Origin of the sequence: Marinobacter salsuginis, from assembly GCF_009617755.1 — a bacterium.
Taxonomy (GTDB): domain Bacteria; phylum Pseudomonadota; class Gammaproteobacteria; order Pseudomonadales; family Oleiphilaceae; genus Marinobacter; species Marinobacter salsuginis.
Window position 1 is genome coordinate 334,444 of record NZ_BGZH01000003.1, and the last position, 16,718, is coordinate 351,161.

General features: G+C 56.7%; 17 protein-coding genes. 9 read left to right on the forward strand and 8 right to left on the reverse strand.

What is annotated here, in order from left to right:
* The first annotated feature begins 16 nt into the window (after positions 1–16).
* From GJU83_RS15665 to GJU83_RS15690, 6 genes are all read left to right on the forward strand, one after another.
* Complete coding sequence (locus tag GJU83_RS15665) at positions 17–505, forward strand: GNAT family N-acetyltransferase (RefSeq protein ID WP_069184664.1); 489 nt, start codon at positions 17–19, stop codon at positions 503–505.
* Between the two features lie 89 nt (positions 506–594).
* Entirely contained in the window at positions 595–1,593 is a 999-nt protein-coding gene (locus GJU83_RS15670; RefSeq protein ID WP_153634659.1) for a serine hydrolase domain-containing protein, read from the forward strand.
* A 75-nt stretch (positions 1,594–1,668) separates the two neighbouring features.
* The gene (locus GJU83_RS15675) at positions 1,669–2,088 is read left to right on the forward strand and encodes a DUF4399 domain-containing protein (RefSeq protein WP_370686087.1); all 420 of its coding nucleotides are present in this window, start codon (positions 1,669–1,671) and stop codon (positions 2,086–2,088) included.
* A 113-nt stretch (positions 2,089–2,201) separates the two neighbouring features.
* Positions 2,202–2,948 carry an SDR family oxidoreductase gene (locus GJU83_RS15680; protein WP_069184661.1) on the forward strand — a complete coding sequence of 249 codons (747 nt, stop codon included), beginning with the start codon at positions 2,202–2,204 and terminating at the stop codon, positions 2,946–2,948.
* Between the two features lie 23 nt (positions 2,949–2,971).
* Positions 2,972–4,291 (forward strand): serine hydrolase domain-containing protein, encoded by a 1,320-nt coding sequence (locus GJU83_RS15685; RefSeq protein ID WP_083231858.1) that lies wholly within the window; start codon positions 2,972–2,974, stop codon positions 4,289–4,291.
* 30 nt (positions 4,292–4,321) lie between these two features.
* Entirely contained in the window at positions 4,322–4,714 is a 393-nt protein-coding gene (locus GJU83_RS15690; protein WP_069184660.1) for a hypothetical protein, read from the forward strand.
* A gap of 68 nt (positions 4,715–4,782) precedes the next feature.
* Here the strand turns inward: GJU83_RS15690 and GJU83_RS15695 are convergent, their stop codons facing one another.
* The 6 genes from GJU83_RS15695 to GJU83_RS15720 all read right to left on the reverse strand — a co-directional run bounded on the left by GJU83_RS15695 (position 4,783) and on the right by GJU83_RS15720 (position 11,327).
* On the reverse strand, positions 4,783–5,505 hold the full coding sequence (locus tag GJU83_RS15695; protein ID WP_069184659.1) for an amino acid ABC transporter ATP-binding protein: 723 nt from the start codon (positions 5,503–5,505) through the stop codon (positions 4,783–4,785).
* Complete coding sequence (locus GJU83_RS15700) at positions 5,502–6,155, reverse strand: amino acid ABC transporter permease (RefSeq protein ID WP_069184658.1); 654 nt, start codon at positions 6,153–6,155, stop codon at positions 5,502–5,504. Before GJU83_RS15700 ends, GJU83_RS15695 begins: the two co-directional genes overlap by 4 nt.
* Complete coding sequence (locus tag GJU83_RS15705) at positions 6,155–6,820, reverse strand: amino acid ABC transporter permease (protein WP_069184657.1); 666 nt, start codon at positions 6,818–6,820, stop codon at positions 6,155–6,157. The genes GJU83_RS15700 and GJU83_RS15705 overlap by 1 nt, the downstream gene beginning before the upstream one ends.
* A gap of 153 nt (positions 6,821–6,973) precedes the next feature.
* Positions 6,974–7,792 carry a transporter substrate-binding domain-containing protein gene (locus GJU83_RS15710; protein WP_069184656.1) on the reverse strand — a complete coding sequence of 273 codons (819 nt, stop codon included), beginning with the start codon at positions 7,790–7,792 and terminating at the stop codon, positions 6,974–6,976.
* Positions 7,793–8,101: 309 nt separating this feature from the next.
* Positions 8,102–10,636, reverse strand: a complete 2,535-nt coding sequence (locus tag GJU83_RS15715) for an ABC transporter permease (protein ID WP_069184681.1) — start codon at positions 10,634–10,636, stop codon at positions 8,102–8,104.
* Between the two features lie 37 nt (positions 10,637–10,673).
* The gene (locus GJU83_RS15720) at positions 10,674–11,327 is read right to left on the reverse strand and encodes an ABC transporter ATP-binding protein (protein ID WP_174805057.1); all 654 of its coding nucleotides are present in this window, start codon (positions 11,325–11,327) and stop codon (positions 10,674–10,676) included.
* 166 nt (positions 11,328–11,493) lie between these two features.
* On the opposite strand from GJU83_RS15720, the gene GJU83_RS15725 reads away from it, so the two are divergent.
* The gene (locus tag GJU83_RS15725; protein ID WP_069184654.1) at positions 11,494–12,690 is read left to right on the forward strand and encodes a CaiB/BaiF CoA transferase family protein; all 1,197 of its coding nucleotides are present in this window, start codon (positions 11,494–11,496) and stop codon (positions 12,688–12,690) included.
* A 39-nt stretch (positions 12,691–12,729) separates the two neighbouring features.
* Complete coding sequence (locus GJU83_RS15730) at positions 12,730–13,641, forward strand: histone deacetylase family protein (RefSeq protein ID WP_069184653.1); 912 nt, start codon at positions 12,730–12,732, stop codon at positions 13,639–13,641.
* Positions 13,642–13,663: 22 nt separating this feature from the next.
* On the opposite strand, the gene GJU83_RS15735 is transcribed toward GJU83_RS15730, so the two are convergent.
* Both GJU83_RS15735 and GJU83_RS15740 read right to left on the reverse strand, forming a co-directional pair.
* Entirely contained in the window at positions 13,664–14,767 is a 1,104-nt protein-coding gene (locus GJU83_RS15735; RefSeq protein WP_069184652.1) for a histone deacetylase family protein, read from the reverse strand.
* Between the two features lie 25 nt (positions 14,768–14,792).
* On the reverse strand, positions 14,793–15,326 hold the full coding sequence (locus GJU83_RS15740; protein ID WP_141697237.1) for a GNAT family N-acetyltransferase: 534 nt from the start codon (positions 15,324–15,326) through the stop codon (positions 14,793–14,795).
* A gap of 263 nt (positions 15,327–15,589) precedes the next feature.
* Between GJU83_RS15740 and GJU83_RS15745 the strand changes: the two genes are divergently transcribed.
* The gene (locus GJU83_RS15745; protein ID WP_227514590.1) at positions 15,590–16,717 is read left to right on the forward strand and encodes a hypothetical protein; all 1,128 of its coding nucleotides are present in this window, start codon (positions 15,590–15,592) and stop codon (positions 16,715–16,717) included.
* Position 16,718 lies beyond the last annotated feature (1 nt).

Sequence of the window (16,718 nt, forward strand, 5' to 3'; positions counted from 1 at the left end):
GCGCGTTGACCAAACCATGAATATCAGACCTTTCGCAGACCAGGACCTGGCTGACATCGTCGCTCTGTTCACGGATTCCGTGCATCAAATTGCTTCCCAGAGCTACACGCCGGAGCAACTGGCAACATGGGCACCACGATCGCCAGATCTGGAGCAATGGCGTTCCCGCCTCTCAGGCGTGAAAACACTTGTCGCTGAATCCCGGGGTGTTCTTGCGGGTTTTATCTCATTCACCTCCGCAGGCCATATTGAGTTTCTGTTCACGGCGCCTTCGTTTTCCCGCAGAGGCGTCGCCTCCTTGCTTTACAAGGCAGCATCGCAGCGCCTGGCTGCCAGAGGAGTCACAAAGCTTACAACAGACGCCAGCCTGGAGGCACGTCCGTTTTTTAAGTATCAAGGATTCAAGGTTGTTGGGGAGCAGACCGTTGAGCGTGAAGGCGTGAAGTTCAGGCGATTCTCCATGTCCGGCTCGAGCGGAGCCGAAAACCGCCACAGCTATGACTAGGCTGTGAGCCCCTCGCCACGCGCTGACGTAGATTTAGTCACACGTTGGAAGTTTCTTCCTCAAAACAAAGCGATGGCGACCCGTACACCATGCAACGTTTTTTAAACTGGCTTTTCGCTCTGCTGCTACTGATTCCCCTCTCAAGCTATTCAGAGACGGCGGATTGGCGAACGCAGGTTGCGAGAGAGGCTGCGAAGCTCGAGCGGCTTTACACCTTGATTGTTGTCCATGAGGGTCAGGAAGTCCTGGCATTGGATCTGAAGGGCACCGGCCTGGATACGCTAACCAACATCAAGTCTCTCTCCAAGACCGTGCTCGCTGCAATGGTGGGTATCGGCATCGAAAAGGGCGTGTTCGAGGGGATCGATCAGCCGGTTGTTGAAACACTCGGGGATCGAGTGCCGGCTTCTGCCACCGAGGGTGTGGAACGTATTACCCTGGGACACTTGCTGTCACTGCAGGCCGGTCTTCGGCGCACGTCCGGCCAATACTACGGGCCGTGGGTGAACAGCGAAAACTGGGTTCATCATGTGCTTACCAGGCCCTTCGTGGATGCGCCGGGTGGGCGCATGCTTTACTCCACCGGCAGCAGCCACCTGCTCTCCGCCGCGCTCACGGAAAGCGCCGGTCGTAGCACCCTTGCCCTGGCGCGAGAATGGCTGGGCGAACCGCTGAACATCACCATTCCGGCGTGGGGCCGCGATCCGCAGGGTATCTATTTCGGTGGCAACAATATGCTTCTCTCGCCTCGAGACCTGGTAAAAATAGGCGAGCTTTATCGCAATGAGGGGCGTATTGGCGACCGGCGTCTGTTTCCGGAGGACTGGGTTCGCGAATCGTGGATAGAGCGGGCGAGGTCCGCCTATACTGATGATCCCTATGGCTACGGCTGGTTCCAACAACCTCTCGCAGGCGAAATGGGATATTACGGTCGGGGCTATGGCGGACAGGTGCTTTATGTGATGCCTGCTCGTCAGTTGACCGTGGTGATGACATCAGACCCTACCCCGCCATCGCCGGGCTCGACGTTTTTGCGCCGCCAGTTCCGATTGATTGAAGACCACATAATTCCCGCTATGGAGAACTAATCCGAGCGCCGAAACTTCATTTCCTCAACTATACTGACCTGTGGCAAACACCAGGGAGGAAATGAGATGAACAGGATCGCAATTACGCTGGTTTCAGCTCTTTTGATCGCGCCTTTATCAGCGCTGGCAGAGAGCATGAAATCTGAAGCCCCGGCCAATGCCGGTGTGTATTTTGTCCAGCCAACCGATGGCGCTACCGTTGACCAAACGTTCAAAGTTGTCTTTGGCCTGCGGAACATGGGGGTGGCACCCGCCGGTGTGGAAAAAGCAGGCACCGGACACCACCACCTGCTGATCGATACCGATATACCGTCGGATTTGAGCCAGCCTCTTCCCGCTACGGATCACGTCAAGCACTTCGGCGGCGGGCAAACCGAAACCGAGATCACGCTATCGCCGGGAAAGCACACGTTACAGCTTCTCGTAGGTGACCACATGCATGTTCCGCACAACCCGGCAGTGGTCTCCGAGAGGATCACGGTCATGGTGGAGTAACGGGCCACACTGAAAGAATTGGTCAGTACAGGTCTGCATTTCAGTCAATCCCCTGAGCGTTCGATCATGGTACTGTGAGCGCAAATAACACGAACGACTCCAGGGGATAACTGATGCGAAAGAACATTCTGATTACCGGTGCCAGCACTGGTCTTGGGGAAGGTATGGCCCGCGAATGGGCTGCCAAGGGATGCAACCTGGCGCTCTGCGCAAGGCGGGCCGACAAGCTGGAGGCGCTACAACGGGAATTGCAGCAGGCCAACCCCAATATCCGGGTGCTGGTTCGCGGTCTCGATGTCTGCGATTACGATCAGGTATTCGAAGTGTTCCGCGCGTTCCGGGATGAGCTGGGCAGTCTTGATCGGGTAGTCGTGAATGCGGGTATTGGCAGTTCCCAGCCTATCGGCCGTGGACACTTCGCGGCGAATAGACACACCGCCGAGACCAACTTCATCGCGGCCATTGCCCAGAGCGAGGCGGCCATGGAGATCTTCCGCGAGCAGAACAGCGGCCACCTGGTGCTGATGTCCTCAGTGAGCGGGGTGCGTGGTTTCCGCGGGCCCTTGAACGTTTACGCCGCCACCAAGGCTGCGGTGGCGTCCCTGGCAGAAGGTCTGCAACTGGATACCAAGGGCAAGCCAATCAACGTCAGCAACATAATGCCCGGCTACATTCTCACGGATATCAACCGGGATACCAAGAACGCGCCCTTCAGGGTGGACCTGGAAACCGGCGTGAAGGCCCTGGTTAAAGCCATCGAATCAGAAAAGCGCCGCTCCTATGTGCCCTGGTGGCCATGGACGCCGCTGAGTTACGTCTTGAAGGCCCTGCCGTTCTCGGTCTTCTCCAGGGCCATGTAACGAATTTTGCGAGGTAAATGGACATGCCCGGCTTCAATCCTGTTCACGCCCTGATGCTCTTCGCGTTAAGCATTCCAGGCGCATGGGCCACTACCCAGGCTTCAGCTCCGATGAGCGCTGAGGCATCTGACCCGGGAGCATTGCAATGGATGACCGGTTTTCCACCGTCAGACGATAAACTGATCGGGCAACCGCAAAGCAATTACTTCAGCTTTCCGAAACTGCGCTGGACGGTGTGTCACATACGGGAGCTGCTCCCTACCACTCAAGTTAGTCGTGGCATAGGTGCCCCGGATCCTCTGCCCTACGCCCCGGACAATGGCATCAATAGCATTTCATTCACGCCGATTGGTAGCGACACTCCCATGGGCTGGCAGGAGTCTCTGTCTGCCAATTACACCGACGGGCTACTGATCCTGCATCATGACAAGATTGTGTATGAGTATTACAACGGTTGCCTGAACGAAGCCGGCAAACACGCGGCCATGTCGATGACAAAGTCCCTCACCGGCTTGCTGGCAGAAATCCTGGTCGCTGAGGGCAAACTTGATGACCAGTCCAAAGTCGCCACGATTGTACCCGAGTTGCGCGACAGTGCCTTCGGCACTGCGACGGTTCGACAAGTGATGGATATGACCACAGCGCTGGATTACAGCGAAAACTACGCCGATCCCGAGGCAGACATCTGGCAGTACTCTGCCGCCGCCAGCCCCTTGCCAAAGCCTTCCGATTACAGCGGGCCGGAGGGTTATTTCGAGTACCTGCAAACCGTTGAGCAGAACGGCGAACACGGCGATGCGTTCGGCTACCGGACGGTCAATTCCGATGCCCTCGGCTGGATCATCTCCCGGGTAAGCGGTAAGAGCGTGGCGGATCTCCTTTCCGATCGCTTGTGGCAACCTCTGGGCACTGAACAGGACGCCTACATGACGATAGACGCCAAAGGTACGCCGTTCGCGGGCGGCGGCCTGAGCGCAGGGCTCAGGGATCTCGGCAGGATTGGCCTCTTGATGCTGAACAAGGGCCAGTACAAAGACCAGCAACTGTTTCCTGAATCTGTGGTGAATGCAATTGAGGCCGGCGGCGACAAGAAGGCCTTTGCCAAGGCTGGCTACAAAACCCTCCCCGGCGGGAGCTACCGTGGCATGTGGTGGATCTTCCACAATGCCAATGGCGCTTATGCCGCTCGAGGCGTGCACGGGCAAACCATTTACATTGACCCCACCGCCAACATGGTTCTGGTACGCTTCGCATCGTTTCCCAATGCCAGTAACAGCAAGATAGACCCAACCTCGCTGCCCGCTTATCAAGCGGTGGCGGAGTACCTGATGAAAAAGGATTGAGGCACGCTTGCCCCGAACGGAAGACACTCAATGATCAAATCCACTGCCCTGGCCGCCCTGCTTGTTGTATTGGTGGCATTCCTGGGTTTTCAGTATTACATCACGTCAGTACCCGACCTTGCGGAGCCTATTTCAGTTGAGGAAAGCCGGTTCATTGAACGGGACAACTCACTTCTGGTAACACTGCAGGGCCATGAGGGCCGCCATTTCACCCTGGGCCTGCGGGGCGACATTGCGAACGCGCCGGAAGAAACCGCGCTGTTCTTTATCCGCAATCCGGATCTGGTGCCTTATGTTTACTGGCCAGGACTCCGCAGTAACGATGAGAAACGGGTGTTGGAATTACTCGAGGATATGATGGAAAAGGAGGGGCAGGACGACGCGATATCGCAAATTTATGAGGTTCTGAAAAACCGGAACTGACACGTAAAAATGGCTGGGGAAGCGGGTCCAAAAACTCCCCCAACCAGCACCACCTCTGTGGCGACTTTTTAGCGCACCTTCGAGAGGAACTTCTGAGTGAGCGGGTTTTGCGGATCGGTAATCACCTGCCTGGCTTCACCAATCTCCGCAATCACGCCCTGATGGAAGTAGGCCACCCGGTCGGACACATCCCGCGCAAAGCCCATTTCATGGGTTACGCAGATCATGGTCATGCCCTCTTCCGCCAACAGGCGAAGGGTATCGAGAACCTCGCCCACCAGCTCCGGATCGAGCGCAGAGGTTACCTCATCCAGCAGCATGTAGTCGGGCTTCATGGCCAGGGCACGGGCAATGGCCAGACGCTGCTGCTGACCACCGGACATCTTGGTCGGGTACACATCCAGCTTGTCACCCAGGCCAACGTGCTCCAGTTCCTTTTTGGCAATCTCGATCGCTTCTTCTTTGCTCATTTTCTTGACGATTCTGGGGGCCAGCGCCGCATTCTCCAGTACCGTCATGTGGGGAAAGGAATTCCACTGCTGAAACACCATGCCCAGTTTCTGGCGCAGCTTGTCCTTGTTGGTGGACTTGGCATGCACATCCACATCATCAACCAGAATCTTGCCGCTGTTGATGGTCTCGATGGCGTTGATGCAGTACAGCAGAGTCGACTTGCCGCTACCGGAGCCCCCGATAACACTCACCACTTCGCCTTTCTGCACGTCCAGGCTCACGCCTTTGAGCACTTCAAGATCACCGAAGGATTTATGGACATTCTGTACACTGATCATATTGCCATTTTCCTCTCAACGTACCGGCCGTAGTGGGAAAGCGGGTACGAAATAATGAAGTAGAAGATACCAACACCTATGAGAATCTCGAGCGGTTGCTGGGTTCTTGAAATAAGTTGTTCCGACGTGCGCAGCAATTCCATGTAACCGATCACCGACACCAGCGCCGAGTCCTTGATAACGCTGAGCGAAACACCCAGCCAGGACGGGAACACCGCGCGCAGGCCGATGGGCAACCGGATGTGGTAGATGGTTTGCCACTTGGTCATGCCCAGTGAGCGCGCCGCTGTCTGCATTGAGGGGCTGACACTCTCGAAGCCACCGCGGAACACTTCGGCCATAAACGCCATGGTATAAAGCGACAGCACAATGGAGCCCGCAACAAACGGCGCCAGGGGGTTGCCCATTGCGCCAACGAAGGTTGAGAACAGAATCAGCTGGATGATCAGCGGCACACTCCGGAGCACGTCCAGAACGCCCCCGAACACCACATTGACCACCTTGTTGCTCTCGGAGCGGATGAAGCCGACCACCAGACCCAACAGGGTACCCACGACGATGGCCACAACAGAGATGATGACGGTGTTCCAGACACCGGTCAGGATCAGCCCGCTATCGCTCCAGGAAAGGGGTGTGAATAAGGAATTCATCAGATTTCCCCCTTGAACAGTCGACGGGCAAGCAGCGATGACCCGAACAACACCAGCTTGGTGATGATGAAGTACATAACCGCCGCCACGATGAAGAACTCCAGCGTTCTGAACGACAGTGACTGCAGTCTCTGAGTTGTGCCGGAGAGTTCACTCATACCCACCAGAATCCCCAGAGAGCTCATCAGAATCGACCAGACAAACTGGTTGGTCATCGGGTGATAGATGCGCCTCAGCATCTGCGGAAGGATGATGTAGCGATACGACTGGATGCTGGTCATACCCAGGGACTTGGATGCGCTGTACTGGGTGCTGGGAATCGACTGGAAGCCACCCCGGAAAGTCTCCGTGAGGTAGCCCGCGTTGATGAAGACCAGTGCACTCAGCACGGCCACATACGGGCTCAGGTGAATCCCGAACGCACCAAGGCCGAAATAGGCCATGTAGATCTGAAACAGGGCCGGCGTATTCCGGGCAATTTCGACCCACACCGTGGCAACCTGGCTGAAGAACTTTGTGTTGTTCATTTTGGCGATCGCCAACAGTATTGCGATCACAATGCCCAGAAGCATGGCTAGAACGGATACGTGCAAGGTAACGAAAGCACCGTTCAGCAGCTGGGGCATGTTCTGGAACACAACGTTCCAGTGAAATTCGTAGTCCATACCTTGGCCATTTAATGAATGGTAGGAAACTCGACCACTGCCCTCGAAACAGAGCTGCGATCAGAATTTTGGGGCAGCGCGCCGCTGAATGAGCGCCTGACCCGGGAACCAATGCAATAACGGCCGCCTGTCTGGCGGCCGTCGCTTCGGCGCTTACTTGTTGTCCCGGAGGGACTGGATCAGATCGGCAGGTGCATCGGTGCCGAAGTGCTTGTTGTAAGCTTCATTCATGTTGCCATCGCGAATCTGGCGAACCAGGAACAGGTTCAGGTAGTTGATCCAGGCCACCTCGTCACGCTTGGCGATAATGCCAACAACGTCGTCGTAGTTGGGAACATAGGGACCGGCTTCAAAGTCCGCAAACTCTTCGCTACGCAGCTTGGTTGCGATGTTCGTGTTGGTTGAAATGATCGCGTCCACCTTGCCCTGGTACAGACCCAGGTAGGCGTCGTTTTCAGACTTGAACGAGGTGTAGTTGTCCTTGCCCCAGCCCTGCTGCTCAGCGTAGGCGAGGTACTCGGTTTCGTAGGTAGTACCGAGTGCTGCACCAACCTTCAGGTTCTTAAGGTCATCGAAGGATTCAATGTTCTTGTCCTCGTTCGCAATAACCTGGAATTTGAAAACGAAGTACGGGTAGGTGAAGCCGACGGTTTTGGCACGTTCCAGCGTATCGGAAGTGGAACCGATAACAACGTCGGTTTTACCGGAGACCAGAGATGGGATCCGCTCGCCCCAGGTGAGGTTGAGAACGTTAACGTCGACGCCGAGCGCTTCGCCCAGGTCGTTACAGTAATCCACGTCGAAGCCAGCCGGCTCGTTGTTCTCGTCAAAGTACCCCATGGGTGGGAAGTCCAGAACCACGCCACAGTTCAGAGTGCCACGTTGAATCACGGTGTCCAGCTGGTCTGCTGTGGCGTTCACGGAGGTGACTGCAGCACAAGCGAATACCAGCGGTGCAACTTTGCGAATCATAGTTTTTCTCTCTTTTTCTTTTGTGGACGATAAGTGTGTGTCTGTTATGCCTACACAACACGAGTTATGTGCAAAAAGCATACGTAAAAATACTACCGTAGATGTTTTAGTGAAAATTTTTGAAATTTGCCATTTGGTAGGCAATTTTCCTTAATTTTCTCAATATAACCGGATTTTTTGAGCCTGCAACTCGTGATGCCGGCCAAAAAACGAACAAACGGCATTTTTTGGCGATCTTAAGTATATAATTTAAATAACTTTTCCTCCTCATTTACCTGAAAGACGAATTTATTGCGTCAGCAAGACGTTTTAACTGTCTCTGAGCAAAACAGCAGGATTCAGCCGCATTGCCTTGAGCGTGGGCAGGAGTCCACCCAACAGCGCCAGAGAGCTGACAACACCCGCAACCAGCGCCCCAACCCACCACAGATCACCTGCAGGCAGCTTCAGGGCGAGGTCAGCTACGGGTAAGGCAATTAACGCGCCAAGCCCTGTGGCGAAGACCGTTGCCAGAACAGTCAGCAAGCCCGTTTCAAGCAACATGGATTGCCTGATGGCCCCATGTCGGGCGCCAAGGCAGTGCAACAGGTTCGCCTCATAGAGCTGCCGCCTGCGACTCACACTGACCACGCTGGAAAGCACCAGCAAACTGGCAAGAAGGCTTACGGAGGCGACCGCCGCAAGCCCCGCGGCAGCCTTGTTCAGCAGGTCCCCGGCCGTTTCGAGCCAGTCTGCCGTCCGCAGCGTGATCACGTTGGGGATGTTCTGTGCCAACCATTGCTGGGATTCCTTGGCCGCCTCGTCACTCTGATAAACCGCGCCTACATACAGACTGATCAGGTCGTCCAGCGCCCCTTCCTGCAATATCCCCTCAAACCAGAATCGTGTCTGGAGTCCTTTTTGCCGGTAGATTGCACGGATTTCGACATTGATGCTCTTATCCTGTGCAGTAAAGGTGAGCTGATCGCCTACCCCCAGGCCAAGCTGATACGCCTCCCGATCCTCCATGGCCATGTAGGCAGGCTCGCCTTCAGGGGCCGGCGACGTCCACCAGTTTCCTTCCACCAATTCGAGAGCTTCTGGGTTGCCGGAGAGATAGCTCAGTTTGTATTCATCCCCCATGGCTTCCCGCCTGGCTTCGGCGTTGTCGGCAAGCACCTCGGCAATCGGCCGCTGGTTGATGGTGGCAAGCTGGGAACGGACCATCGGGAGCAGCTCCACGCGGCTGGAGCTGTCCAGGGCTTCCAGCCCTGTTCGCAGCGGTTCCATCTGGTCCGGGAACACCTCGTACAGAATCAGCGCCGGTGACTCTTCCGGTATCGTGGTTTCCAGGGCCCGCATGAGCGTAGTGACCATCAGCGTACAAGCCACCACCAACGTGAGAGCGGTACCCAGAGAAAGCAGCGTGGCCCGCAGGGGAGAATCCGGCCTGTGAAGGTTTGCCAGGGCCAGACGCCGGGCAAACCTGCGATCAGCGAAGCCGCCGTTTTCCAGGGCCTTTGCACCGCGGCGCAATCCCTTGATCAAACCCTCCAGGAGCCCCCAGAGCCCGATTACCGCCAGCAGGAACAGGAATCCCAGATGGGGCGACGGAAGCAAGAGGAGCGTCGCGCCTATGTAGACTGCCAGCAAAAGGTAACTGGCAATCCGCCAACTGCGGGGTTCATTCGGGGCGGCCTGAACCTGCCCTCGAAAAAGCCCCGCTGGTGCAGCAGCCAGAGCACGCGCCAGAGCCGGCAGAGCGAACACATAGGCGGTCAGCACGGCAAACAACCAGCTCAGTAGTAAGGGGATGATCCACAAGGACAACCAGCCTCCCGCCCCGTCTGGCCCCGTCAGCGCGAAGGCATCCCCCGCCACGCCAACTGCCAGGGCGGACAGCCCCAGTCCGATGCCGCCCCCAACAAGTCCGGCCAGGCTACCCAGAATGCCAATCTGCAGCAGGTATATGCCCACTAGCGGTTTTCGGCGAAGGCCCAGTGTTTGCAGCGTGGCGATGGTGCCCAACTTTTCATCAAGGTAGGCGTGAATACTGTTGGCAACGCCGAGGCCGCCAATGAACAAGGTGGTGAAAGCAATAAGGATGAGCGCTGTAGCAATCTGGTCCAGCCGCTCGGAGATTCGCTCGCTGCGCTCGGCGAAGGTTGTGATTTCCCATCGGGCGTCCGGGAATGCCTGCTCGAATTGCTCAAGCCAGGTGTCGAGATTCTGCTCGGTCTGCACCCGGTATTCGTAATCCACACGGCTACCCGGTCGGATTAATCCGGTTGCCTCAACCGCCGGCTCAGAAATCATGATCGGCAGGCCACGCCAGTTGGCGTTCAGGCTCCGATCAGGTTGCTTCTTGATAAGACCGCTGATCCGAAAGGTGGCTGCGCCAATCTCGATCTGGTCGCCAACAGACTGGCCGAGGCGTTCTGCCAGCAGTGGATCGATAATGGCGCCCCACTGCCCTTGCTTCTGGGCCGTCAGAGCCTGCAGGGATTCATCAGGAACCAGTTCCAGTTCGCCGTAGAGGGGATACAGAGCATCCGGGACCAGTATCTCGGCCCGAAAAAATCCGTCACCGCCGCTGCCACTCACGATGGTGTCGAATTCCCGGACCAGCGAAATGTTGCCGGTGGCCCGAATCCACTCGAGCACTTTATCCGGCAGGGGCTCGCTGGTATCCAGCTCTACATCACCGCCCAACAACGCCCGGGTATCCGCCAGCAGGCTCTGTTCGATCACCCGGTAAAGGCTGGCTGTCGCAGCTACCAGGGTGACGCCCAGAATAAGACAGGCCAGAAAGACCTTCAGCGCAGAGATCCGTGATCGCAGATCTGTTATCGCGAACCTGATCATCCACATAGGGCTCGTGGAACGAACTTGGCGAGGGCTTTCACGATTCATAAAGACGACCACCATCCATTCGAACCCGATGCTGGCATCGCTCGGCAACGCGTTCGTCGTGGGTTACCAGCACCAGCGTGGATTTGCTCTCCTTGTGAAGGTCGAATAACAGGGAAAGGACTTTCTCGCCGGTTTCATGGTCCAGGTTACCCGTTGGCTCATCCCCCAGCAGCAGGCTCGGCTGGTGCACCAGCGCCCTGGCAATCGCGACACGTTGCTGCTCTCCCCCAGACAGCTGCCCCGGGTAATGCTGCAGACGATGGCTGAGGCCAACCGCCTCCAGCATGGCAAGCGCCCGTTCCCGGGGTCGTTCCTCGCCGGCAATTTCAAGCGGCAGACTGACATTCCCGAGGGCCGTCAGGCCCGGCAACAGGTGAAAGGACTGGAAAATGATGCCAAGGTGCTCACTTCGCCAGTCCGCCAGGGTGTTGGCATCCATCTCGCCGAGGCGCTGATCGCCCACAAAGATCTCGCCACTGGTCGGGCGCTGCAAGCCAGAAAGCAGAAGAAGCAGCGAGGTTTTCCCGCTGCCAGAGGGTCCGGTGATTGCCAGTGTTTCTCCGGGGGGCACCATGAGAGAGGCATTTTTGAGTACAGCGACCTTGCCGGATTCGGTGGGGTACTCGAGAAAAATTTCACTCATTTCGACGCTGGTGGACACTGGCGCTCCTCTGCTTTGATGAATTTTCTTCTCTGTTGCGTATCAACAACTATTCAGATGCAGCATAAAGCCTAGAGTACGAACCCTTTTTCCGAGTGGTGCACTCTCGTCTGGGAGCGCCCTCAGAACAAAACAGGAGCTCTTTTCCATGACCGGACCGCTCGACGGAATCCGCATTATCGATCTGACCGCCATGATCTCCGGACCGCTGGCTACCATGATGTTGGCGGATCAGGGAGCCGAGGTCATCAAGGTTGAAAACCCGGCCGGCGGCGACTTCACTCGCTCCGCCGCCAACCGCCAGGGGGACATGTCGGCGCTGTATCTGAACAACAACCGTAACAAGAAGTCGGTGGCATTAAATCTGAAAGAGCAGCAAGGCCGAGATGCACTGCTTCGGCTGGTGGCAACGGCCGATGTCTTTGTGCAGAACTTCCGACCGGGAGTCATAGAGAGGATGGGGCTCGGTGAGGAGCAACTCCGCAAGGTGGCTCCGAACCTGATCGTGGTATCGATCAGTGGGTTTGGTGATACCGGCCCGTATTCCCAGCGACCGGTATACGACCCGCTGATTCAGGGCCTCTCGGGATTGGCCACCGTGCAGGCAGGCGCGGATGAGCTGCGCCCGCAACTGGTGAGAACGATTCTTCCCGACAAACTCACTGGTGTGACCGCCGCCCAGGCCATCACCGCGGCACTGTTCGCCCGGGAACGCACGGGGGAAGCTCAGCATGTGCGGTTATCCATGCTGGACGCAATCATCGCGTTTTTGTGGAGCTCCGATATGGGCAGCCAGACCTTCGTTCACAGCGAAGTGCCACAACAGGAAGCCGCCAGTCTTCAGGACCTGATCTACGAGACCACCACCGGCTACATTACCATTGCGGTTCAGAGCGACCGGGAGTGGCAAGCCCTGATTCGAGCTCTTAACCGCCCGGAGTGGGCGGAGGATCCTCGCTTCATGACAGCCAAGCTGCGCCAGGAGAATATTGATGCGAGGCTGGAGCTGATCCAGTCGGTTATAAAAACCGATACGGCCGAACACTGGTTGGCGAAACTGGAAGCCGAACAAGTGCCCTGCGCCCCGGTGTTAACACGAACTCAAGTGCTGGACCATCCTCAGGTCGAGGCGAACGGCCTGCTCTCAAACTATGATCACCCACAGGCTGGGCGGCTCCGTCAGGCCCGGGCACCTTCACGCTTCTCGGCGACACCAGAGCAACAGTGGCAAGGGGCACCACGGCTGGGCGAGCAAACCACCGAACTGTTGGCAGAATGCGGGTATTCCAGCAAGGAGATCCAGGCACTGTGCGATTCAGGTATCGCAGCGGTACCCGCCGAATAACGTTCTGACGCAGTAAATACACCGCTCCCGGACGATCCAATGCCCGTACCCGTGGTTCACCATCCAGACTACAGCTTCCCGTTTCCGGCCAAACACCGTTTCCCTATGGAAAAGTTCGGACTTCTTGCTGACTACGCTCGCGAGCGGGGGCTTCTGACTCAAGCCAACGGCTTCCGCCCTGCCCCGTGTAGACAGGCGTGGCTGACCCGGACCCACTGCCCGGATTACCTTGCCCGGTTCGCCGGCGATCAACTCTCGGCAAGGGAGAAACGTCAGATGAATCTGCCCTGGAGCAAGGGCCTCGTTCGACGCACGTTCCTGGCCCCTTCCGGCACGGTTCTGACTGCCCAGTTGGCCCTCCAGCATGGCATTGCCTGTCATCTGGCCGGTGGCACTCATCATGCCCATTACGATTATGCTGCCGGCTTTTGCATCCTCAACGATCTGGCGATCGCCGCCAATGTGCTGTTGCAACAGGATGGCGTTGATCGTGTGCTTATCTTCGACGTGGATGTACACCAGGGTGATGGCACCGCTGCCTTGTTGGCCAATGAGCCAAATGCCTTTACCTGCTCGATTCACTGTGAGCGTAACTACCCTTTCGAGAAAAAAGTAAGTGACCTCGATGTCGCCCTGCCGGATGGCCTTGAGGATGAGCCCTATCTGGAAGTTGTCAGCGAGACGCTACAGGAAGCGCTTGTGCAATCCCGTCCAGACATCGTGCTGTACGATGCAGGAGTCGATGTTTTCAGGGATGATCCCCTCGGCAGGCTGAGTATTTCCGAGGAGGGAATTTTCCAGCGGGACTGTCAGGTACTCAGCGAATTGAAACGGCGGGGCACTCCAGTGGCAACGGTCATTGGCGGCGGCTACGACGATGATCGGTGGAAACTGGCACAGCGACATGGAATTGTTGCGGAAGCCGCACACAAAGTATTTTCAGCGGGGTGAAAGTCTGTCCCTTTTGAAAAAATCAGTCTTCGTCACTGAAAGCAGACCGATGGAACTCGGCTGCTTCCTCGGCCTCTGGCACGCCGATTTCATGAACTTCCGGCACCTCCCCTCCTGCCAGCACTTCGAGTACGGCGTGCACACCCCTGGACAGCGAACTCAGGCTGTAACCACCTTCCAGGACCAGCGCCAAGCGACCATCGCAGTGTTTGTCGGCAATAGCCTGGACAATGCCAGTGAGCACTTTGAAGCCATCGTAGGTGAGGTTCAGGGCCATGTCGTTTCGGTGCGGATCAAAGCCCGCAGAGACCAGTACCAGATCCGGTTTAAAGTAATCGGCCGCCGGCATCAGAATCTCCCGGAACACTTTCTCGAAAGCCACGTCGCCCGCGGTTTCCGGCAGGGGAACATTGATGGTGTAGCCTTCCCCGAGGCCATCACCGATCTCTTCCAGGTGGCCAGAGCCGGGATAAAAAGGCGCCGCGCAGTGGGTATCGAAAAACAGCACGTCGGGGTCGGCCCAGAAGATGTCCTGGGTGCCGTTGCCGTGGTGGGCGTCCCAGTCAATGATCAGGATTTTTTCACAACCCAGTTTGGCCTGGGCATGGGCCGCGGCTATGGCAACGTTGTTGAGCAGGCAGAATCCCCGGGCCCGGACCGGTTCAGCATGGTGGCCGGGGGGCCGAATCAGGGCGAAGGCGCTTTCACATTCCCCTTTAACCACACTTTCAACAGCGGCAATGGCGTTGCCTGCGGCAGCGGTGGCCGCTTTGATGCTATCGGGCGATACAGCCGTTGTGTCTTTATCAAGCCAGGCCCGTTTTCCGTCCAATGAGAATATGTGATCAAGGTAGGATGTTGTATGTACCCGAGCCAGTTGATCATAGGTAGCGGCAGGTGCGCCAGACCTGAACTGAACGCCGTCAACCGGGTTTTCGTCAAGATACTCCTTGATGGCGCTTATTCGGCCCGGGTGCTCCGGATAGCTCCACTTGAAGTCCAGCCCCTGAAGAATGGAGCGCACACGCTTCTCCACCCGGCTGGGCATAAACGGTAGATCCACCTCAGGGTTGTGCCCGAGCATGATCTCATCGTAAAACACATTTACAGTGCGATCGCCGATCATGGCCTGTTTCCTTTTCTTGTCCTTGTCATTCCGCCAGCGCCTGCTTCACCACCGACGTGAATGCCGCCGCGCGCACCCCGGTCGGTTTGAACCCCAGTTTGGTCCAGGCGGCCTTGGCTTCCTTGTTGGACGCAGAGTATTCGAGGATCAGCTCTGAGGCATGGTGTTCCTCCGCGAACGTCACCAGGTCGCGCAGCAATGCCTTCAGGATACCAAGCCCCCGGAATTCCGGTTCAACCCAGATATCATCAATAACAGCAGACTTGAATTCTGTCGGTTCCGACTGCTCCCAGATGCCCTGGCTTCTCCAGATATAAACATAACCCATGCCCACCAGACCCGCGCTTTTACTTTCGGCCACGATCAATCGTCTGTGGGGATCGTCCAGAGAGGAATGCAGAGTTCTCAGAAGTCGTTTGTATTCACTTTCTTTCAAATCGTGGGGAGGAGCGCCCGAGACATGCAGCGCCAACTTGGCGAGGAAGCCAACCATCTGGGGCAGATCGTCTTCCCGCGCCTCTCTGATCAAAAACCTACGCTTCGTCTGCTTTCCAGCCACGCGCCTCTCCTGCCAGACCACAGTGCAGAGCAACCCACGAGAAACCGGGAAAGATCTGCATTTCCGGTCGTATACATATGAGCTAACCTTCAAAGCTTAGTCGCTGGTTGATCCGGCTACAAAAGCAGAGTTCTTGAAACTTTCCTTGGAATCATCCCCGCTGCAGGTTAGCTTCAGTGAAAACCTGAGTTGAATTGCACAGAGATTTCCATGAGGCATGCTTACCGGAACCAGATCGGTCATGTGAGTATTCAGGTCAACCGATGATGAGAAAACTTCTGCTGATACTGGGGCTTGCAACGGTCATTGCACTGACAGCCACTGTCAGTTCGCGCCCCATGCTGATTGAAGAACGGCTGATCCAGATCCAGGCGGAAGATACCCTCACGGAGTTCCCTCGTATCGAATCGGAACCTCTTGAAGTGCAGGCCGCATTGCTGGATATGGCGGATGATGAGCTTCTTCTACTGAAGGCCCGCGCGGCCTATTTACGATACCCGGAGATGACCCGAGAGATCTTGCCAATTTACGGGCCGGAGCCGGAATTTCGCGACATTCTCAGGCTTTATGGCGAAAACGTCCTTCCGCCCATCCACTATTTCTTGAGCAACCCGATTGGCTCCATCGAGCTGATGAACGACTTGGCCGCTCGGTACCGGGCAGCTGTGCAGTTTTTTACCAGTGACGAAAAAACCGACACCGATAATCCCGGCCAGCAAAAAAGTCCCGTGAAGGAAAAACTGACCCGGGAAGAGCGCGGTTGGTATGCCGTGCGCTTCATCCAGGAAGAGGGGCATGATTTTCTGGGTCAGTTCGTGCTGAACGATCAGGGCGACATCATCTGGGTTCGAACAGAACGGGTGCTGGAGAATATCAACCAGTTTTTCGCCAGCGGCATTCGTAACCTGGAGATTCAGTACCGCACAGGTGAAGACGTGTCCGCCGCTGACGTTGGCTGGGCATCGGTGGATGTTCTGGTTTTTGCCAGCGCACTGAAAGTGCTGCGGGCAGGACGTGCAGTTGCGGTTTCTTCAAGAAGCGCCGCCGCGGGTACCCGCTCTGCCGCCCTTGGCGCACGACTTGCCAACAGCGGCCGCATGTTGATGGCAACCGCCCGCTACGCAAAATGGCCCGCCGTGGTTGGCGTGGGTTACCTGGTGGTCACAAACCCGAGTATTATCAATGACCTTCTGGCCGAGATGTCCGAAATACTGGGTTACCCAACAAAGCTGGTGCAATTTCTCGGATGGCTGCTGCTGATGTTGCCCGTGTTGTACATCGGCAGCTGGGTATTCCGATTGTTTGTGCGTCCCGCACTCGGATTGCTCGGAACCCTGATCAATGGCCTTGCACACATTGGCCAGAGAAAATCCTTCAACAGACTGGACTGAT

What these genes read in the sequence shown, in the direction of transcription:
- GJU83_RS15720 (WP_174805057.1), bottom strand. Translation starts at nt 11,327, where the DNA reads ATGAGTGAAATTTTTCTCGAGTACCCCACCGAATCCGGCAAGGTCGCT.
- GJU83_RS15725 (WP_069184654.1), top strand. Translation starts at nt 11,494, where the DNA reads ATGACCGGACCGCTCGACGGAATCCGCATTATCGATCTGACCGCCATG.
- GJU83_RS15670 (WP_153634659.1), top strand. Translation starts at nt 595, where the DNA reads ATGCAACGTTTTTTAAACTGGCTTTTCGCTCTGCTGCTACTGATTCCC.
- GJU83_RS15690 (WP_069184660.1), top strand. Translation starts at nt 4,322, where the DNA reads ATGATCAAATCCACTGCCCTGGCCGCCCTGCTTGTTGTATTGGTGGCA.
- GJU83_RS15745 (WP_227514590.1), top strand. Translation starts at nt 15,590, where the DNA reads ATGATGAGAAAACTTCTGCTGATACTGGGGCTTGCAACGGTCATTGCA.
- GJU83_RS15695 (WP_069184659.1), bottom strand. Translation starts at nt 5,505, where the DNA reads ATGATCAGTGTACAGAATGTCCATAAATCCTTCGGTGATCTTGAAGTG.
- GJU83_RS15705 (WP_069184657.1), bottom strand. Translation starts at nt 6,820, where the DNA reads ATGGACTACGAATTTCACTGGAACGTTGTGTTCCAGAACATGCCCCAG.
- GJU83_RS15730 (WP_069184653.1), top strand. Translation starts at nt 12,730, where the DNA reads ATGCCCGTACCCGTGGTTCACCATCCAGACTACAGCTTCCCGTTTCCG.
- GJU83_RS15715 (WP_069184681.1), bottom strand. Translation starts at nt 10,636, where the DNA reads ATGATCAGGTTCGCGATAACAGATCTGCGATCACGGATCTCTGCGCTG.
- GJU83_RS15665 (WP_069184664.1), top strand. Translation starts at nt 17, where the DNA reads ATGAATATCAGACCTTTCGCAGACCAGGACCTGGCTGACATCGTCGCT.
- GJU83_RS15735 (WP_069184652.1), bottom strand. Translation starts at nt 14,767, where the DNA reads ATGATCGGCGATCGCACTGTAAATGTGTTTTACGATGAGATCATGCTC.
- GJU83_RS15685 (WP_083231858.1), top strand. Translation starts at nt 2,972, where the DNA reads ATGCCCGGCTTCAATCCTGTTCACGCCCTGATGCTCTTCGCGTTAAGC.
- GJU83_RS15680 (WP_069184661.1), top strand. Translation starts at nt 2,202, where the DNA reads ATGCGAAAGAACATTCTGATTACCGGTGCCAGCACTGGTCTTGGGGAA.
- GJU83_RS15710 (WP_069184656.1), bottom strand. Translation starts at nt 7,792, where the DNA reads ATGATTCGCAAAGTTGCACCGCTGGTATTCGCTTGTGCTGCAGTCACC.
- GJU83_RS15700 (WP_069184658.1), bottom strand. Translation starts at nt 6,155, where the DNA reads ATGAATTCCTTATTCACACCCCTTTCCTGGAGCGATAGCGGGCTGATC.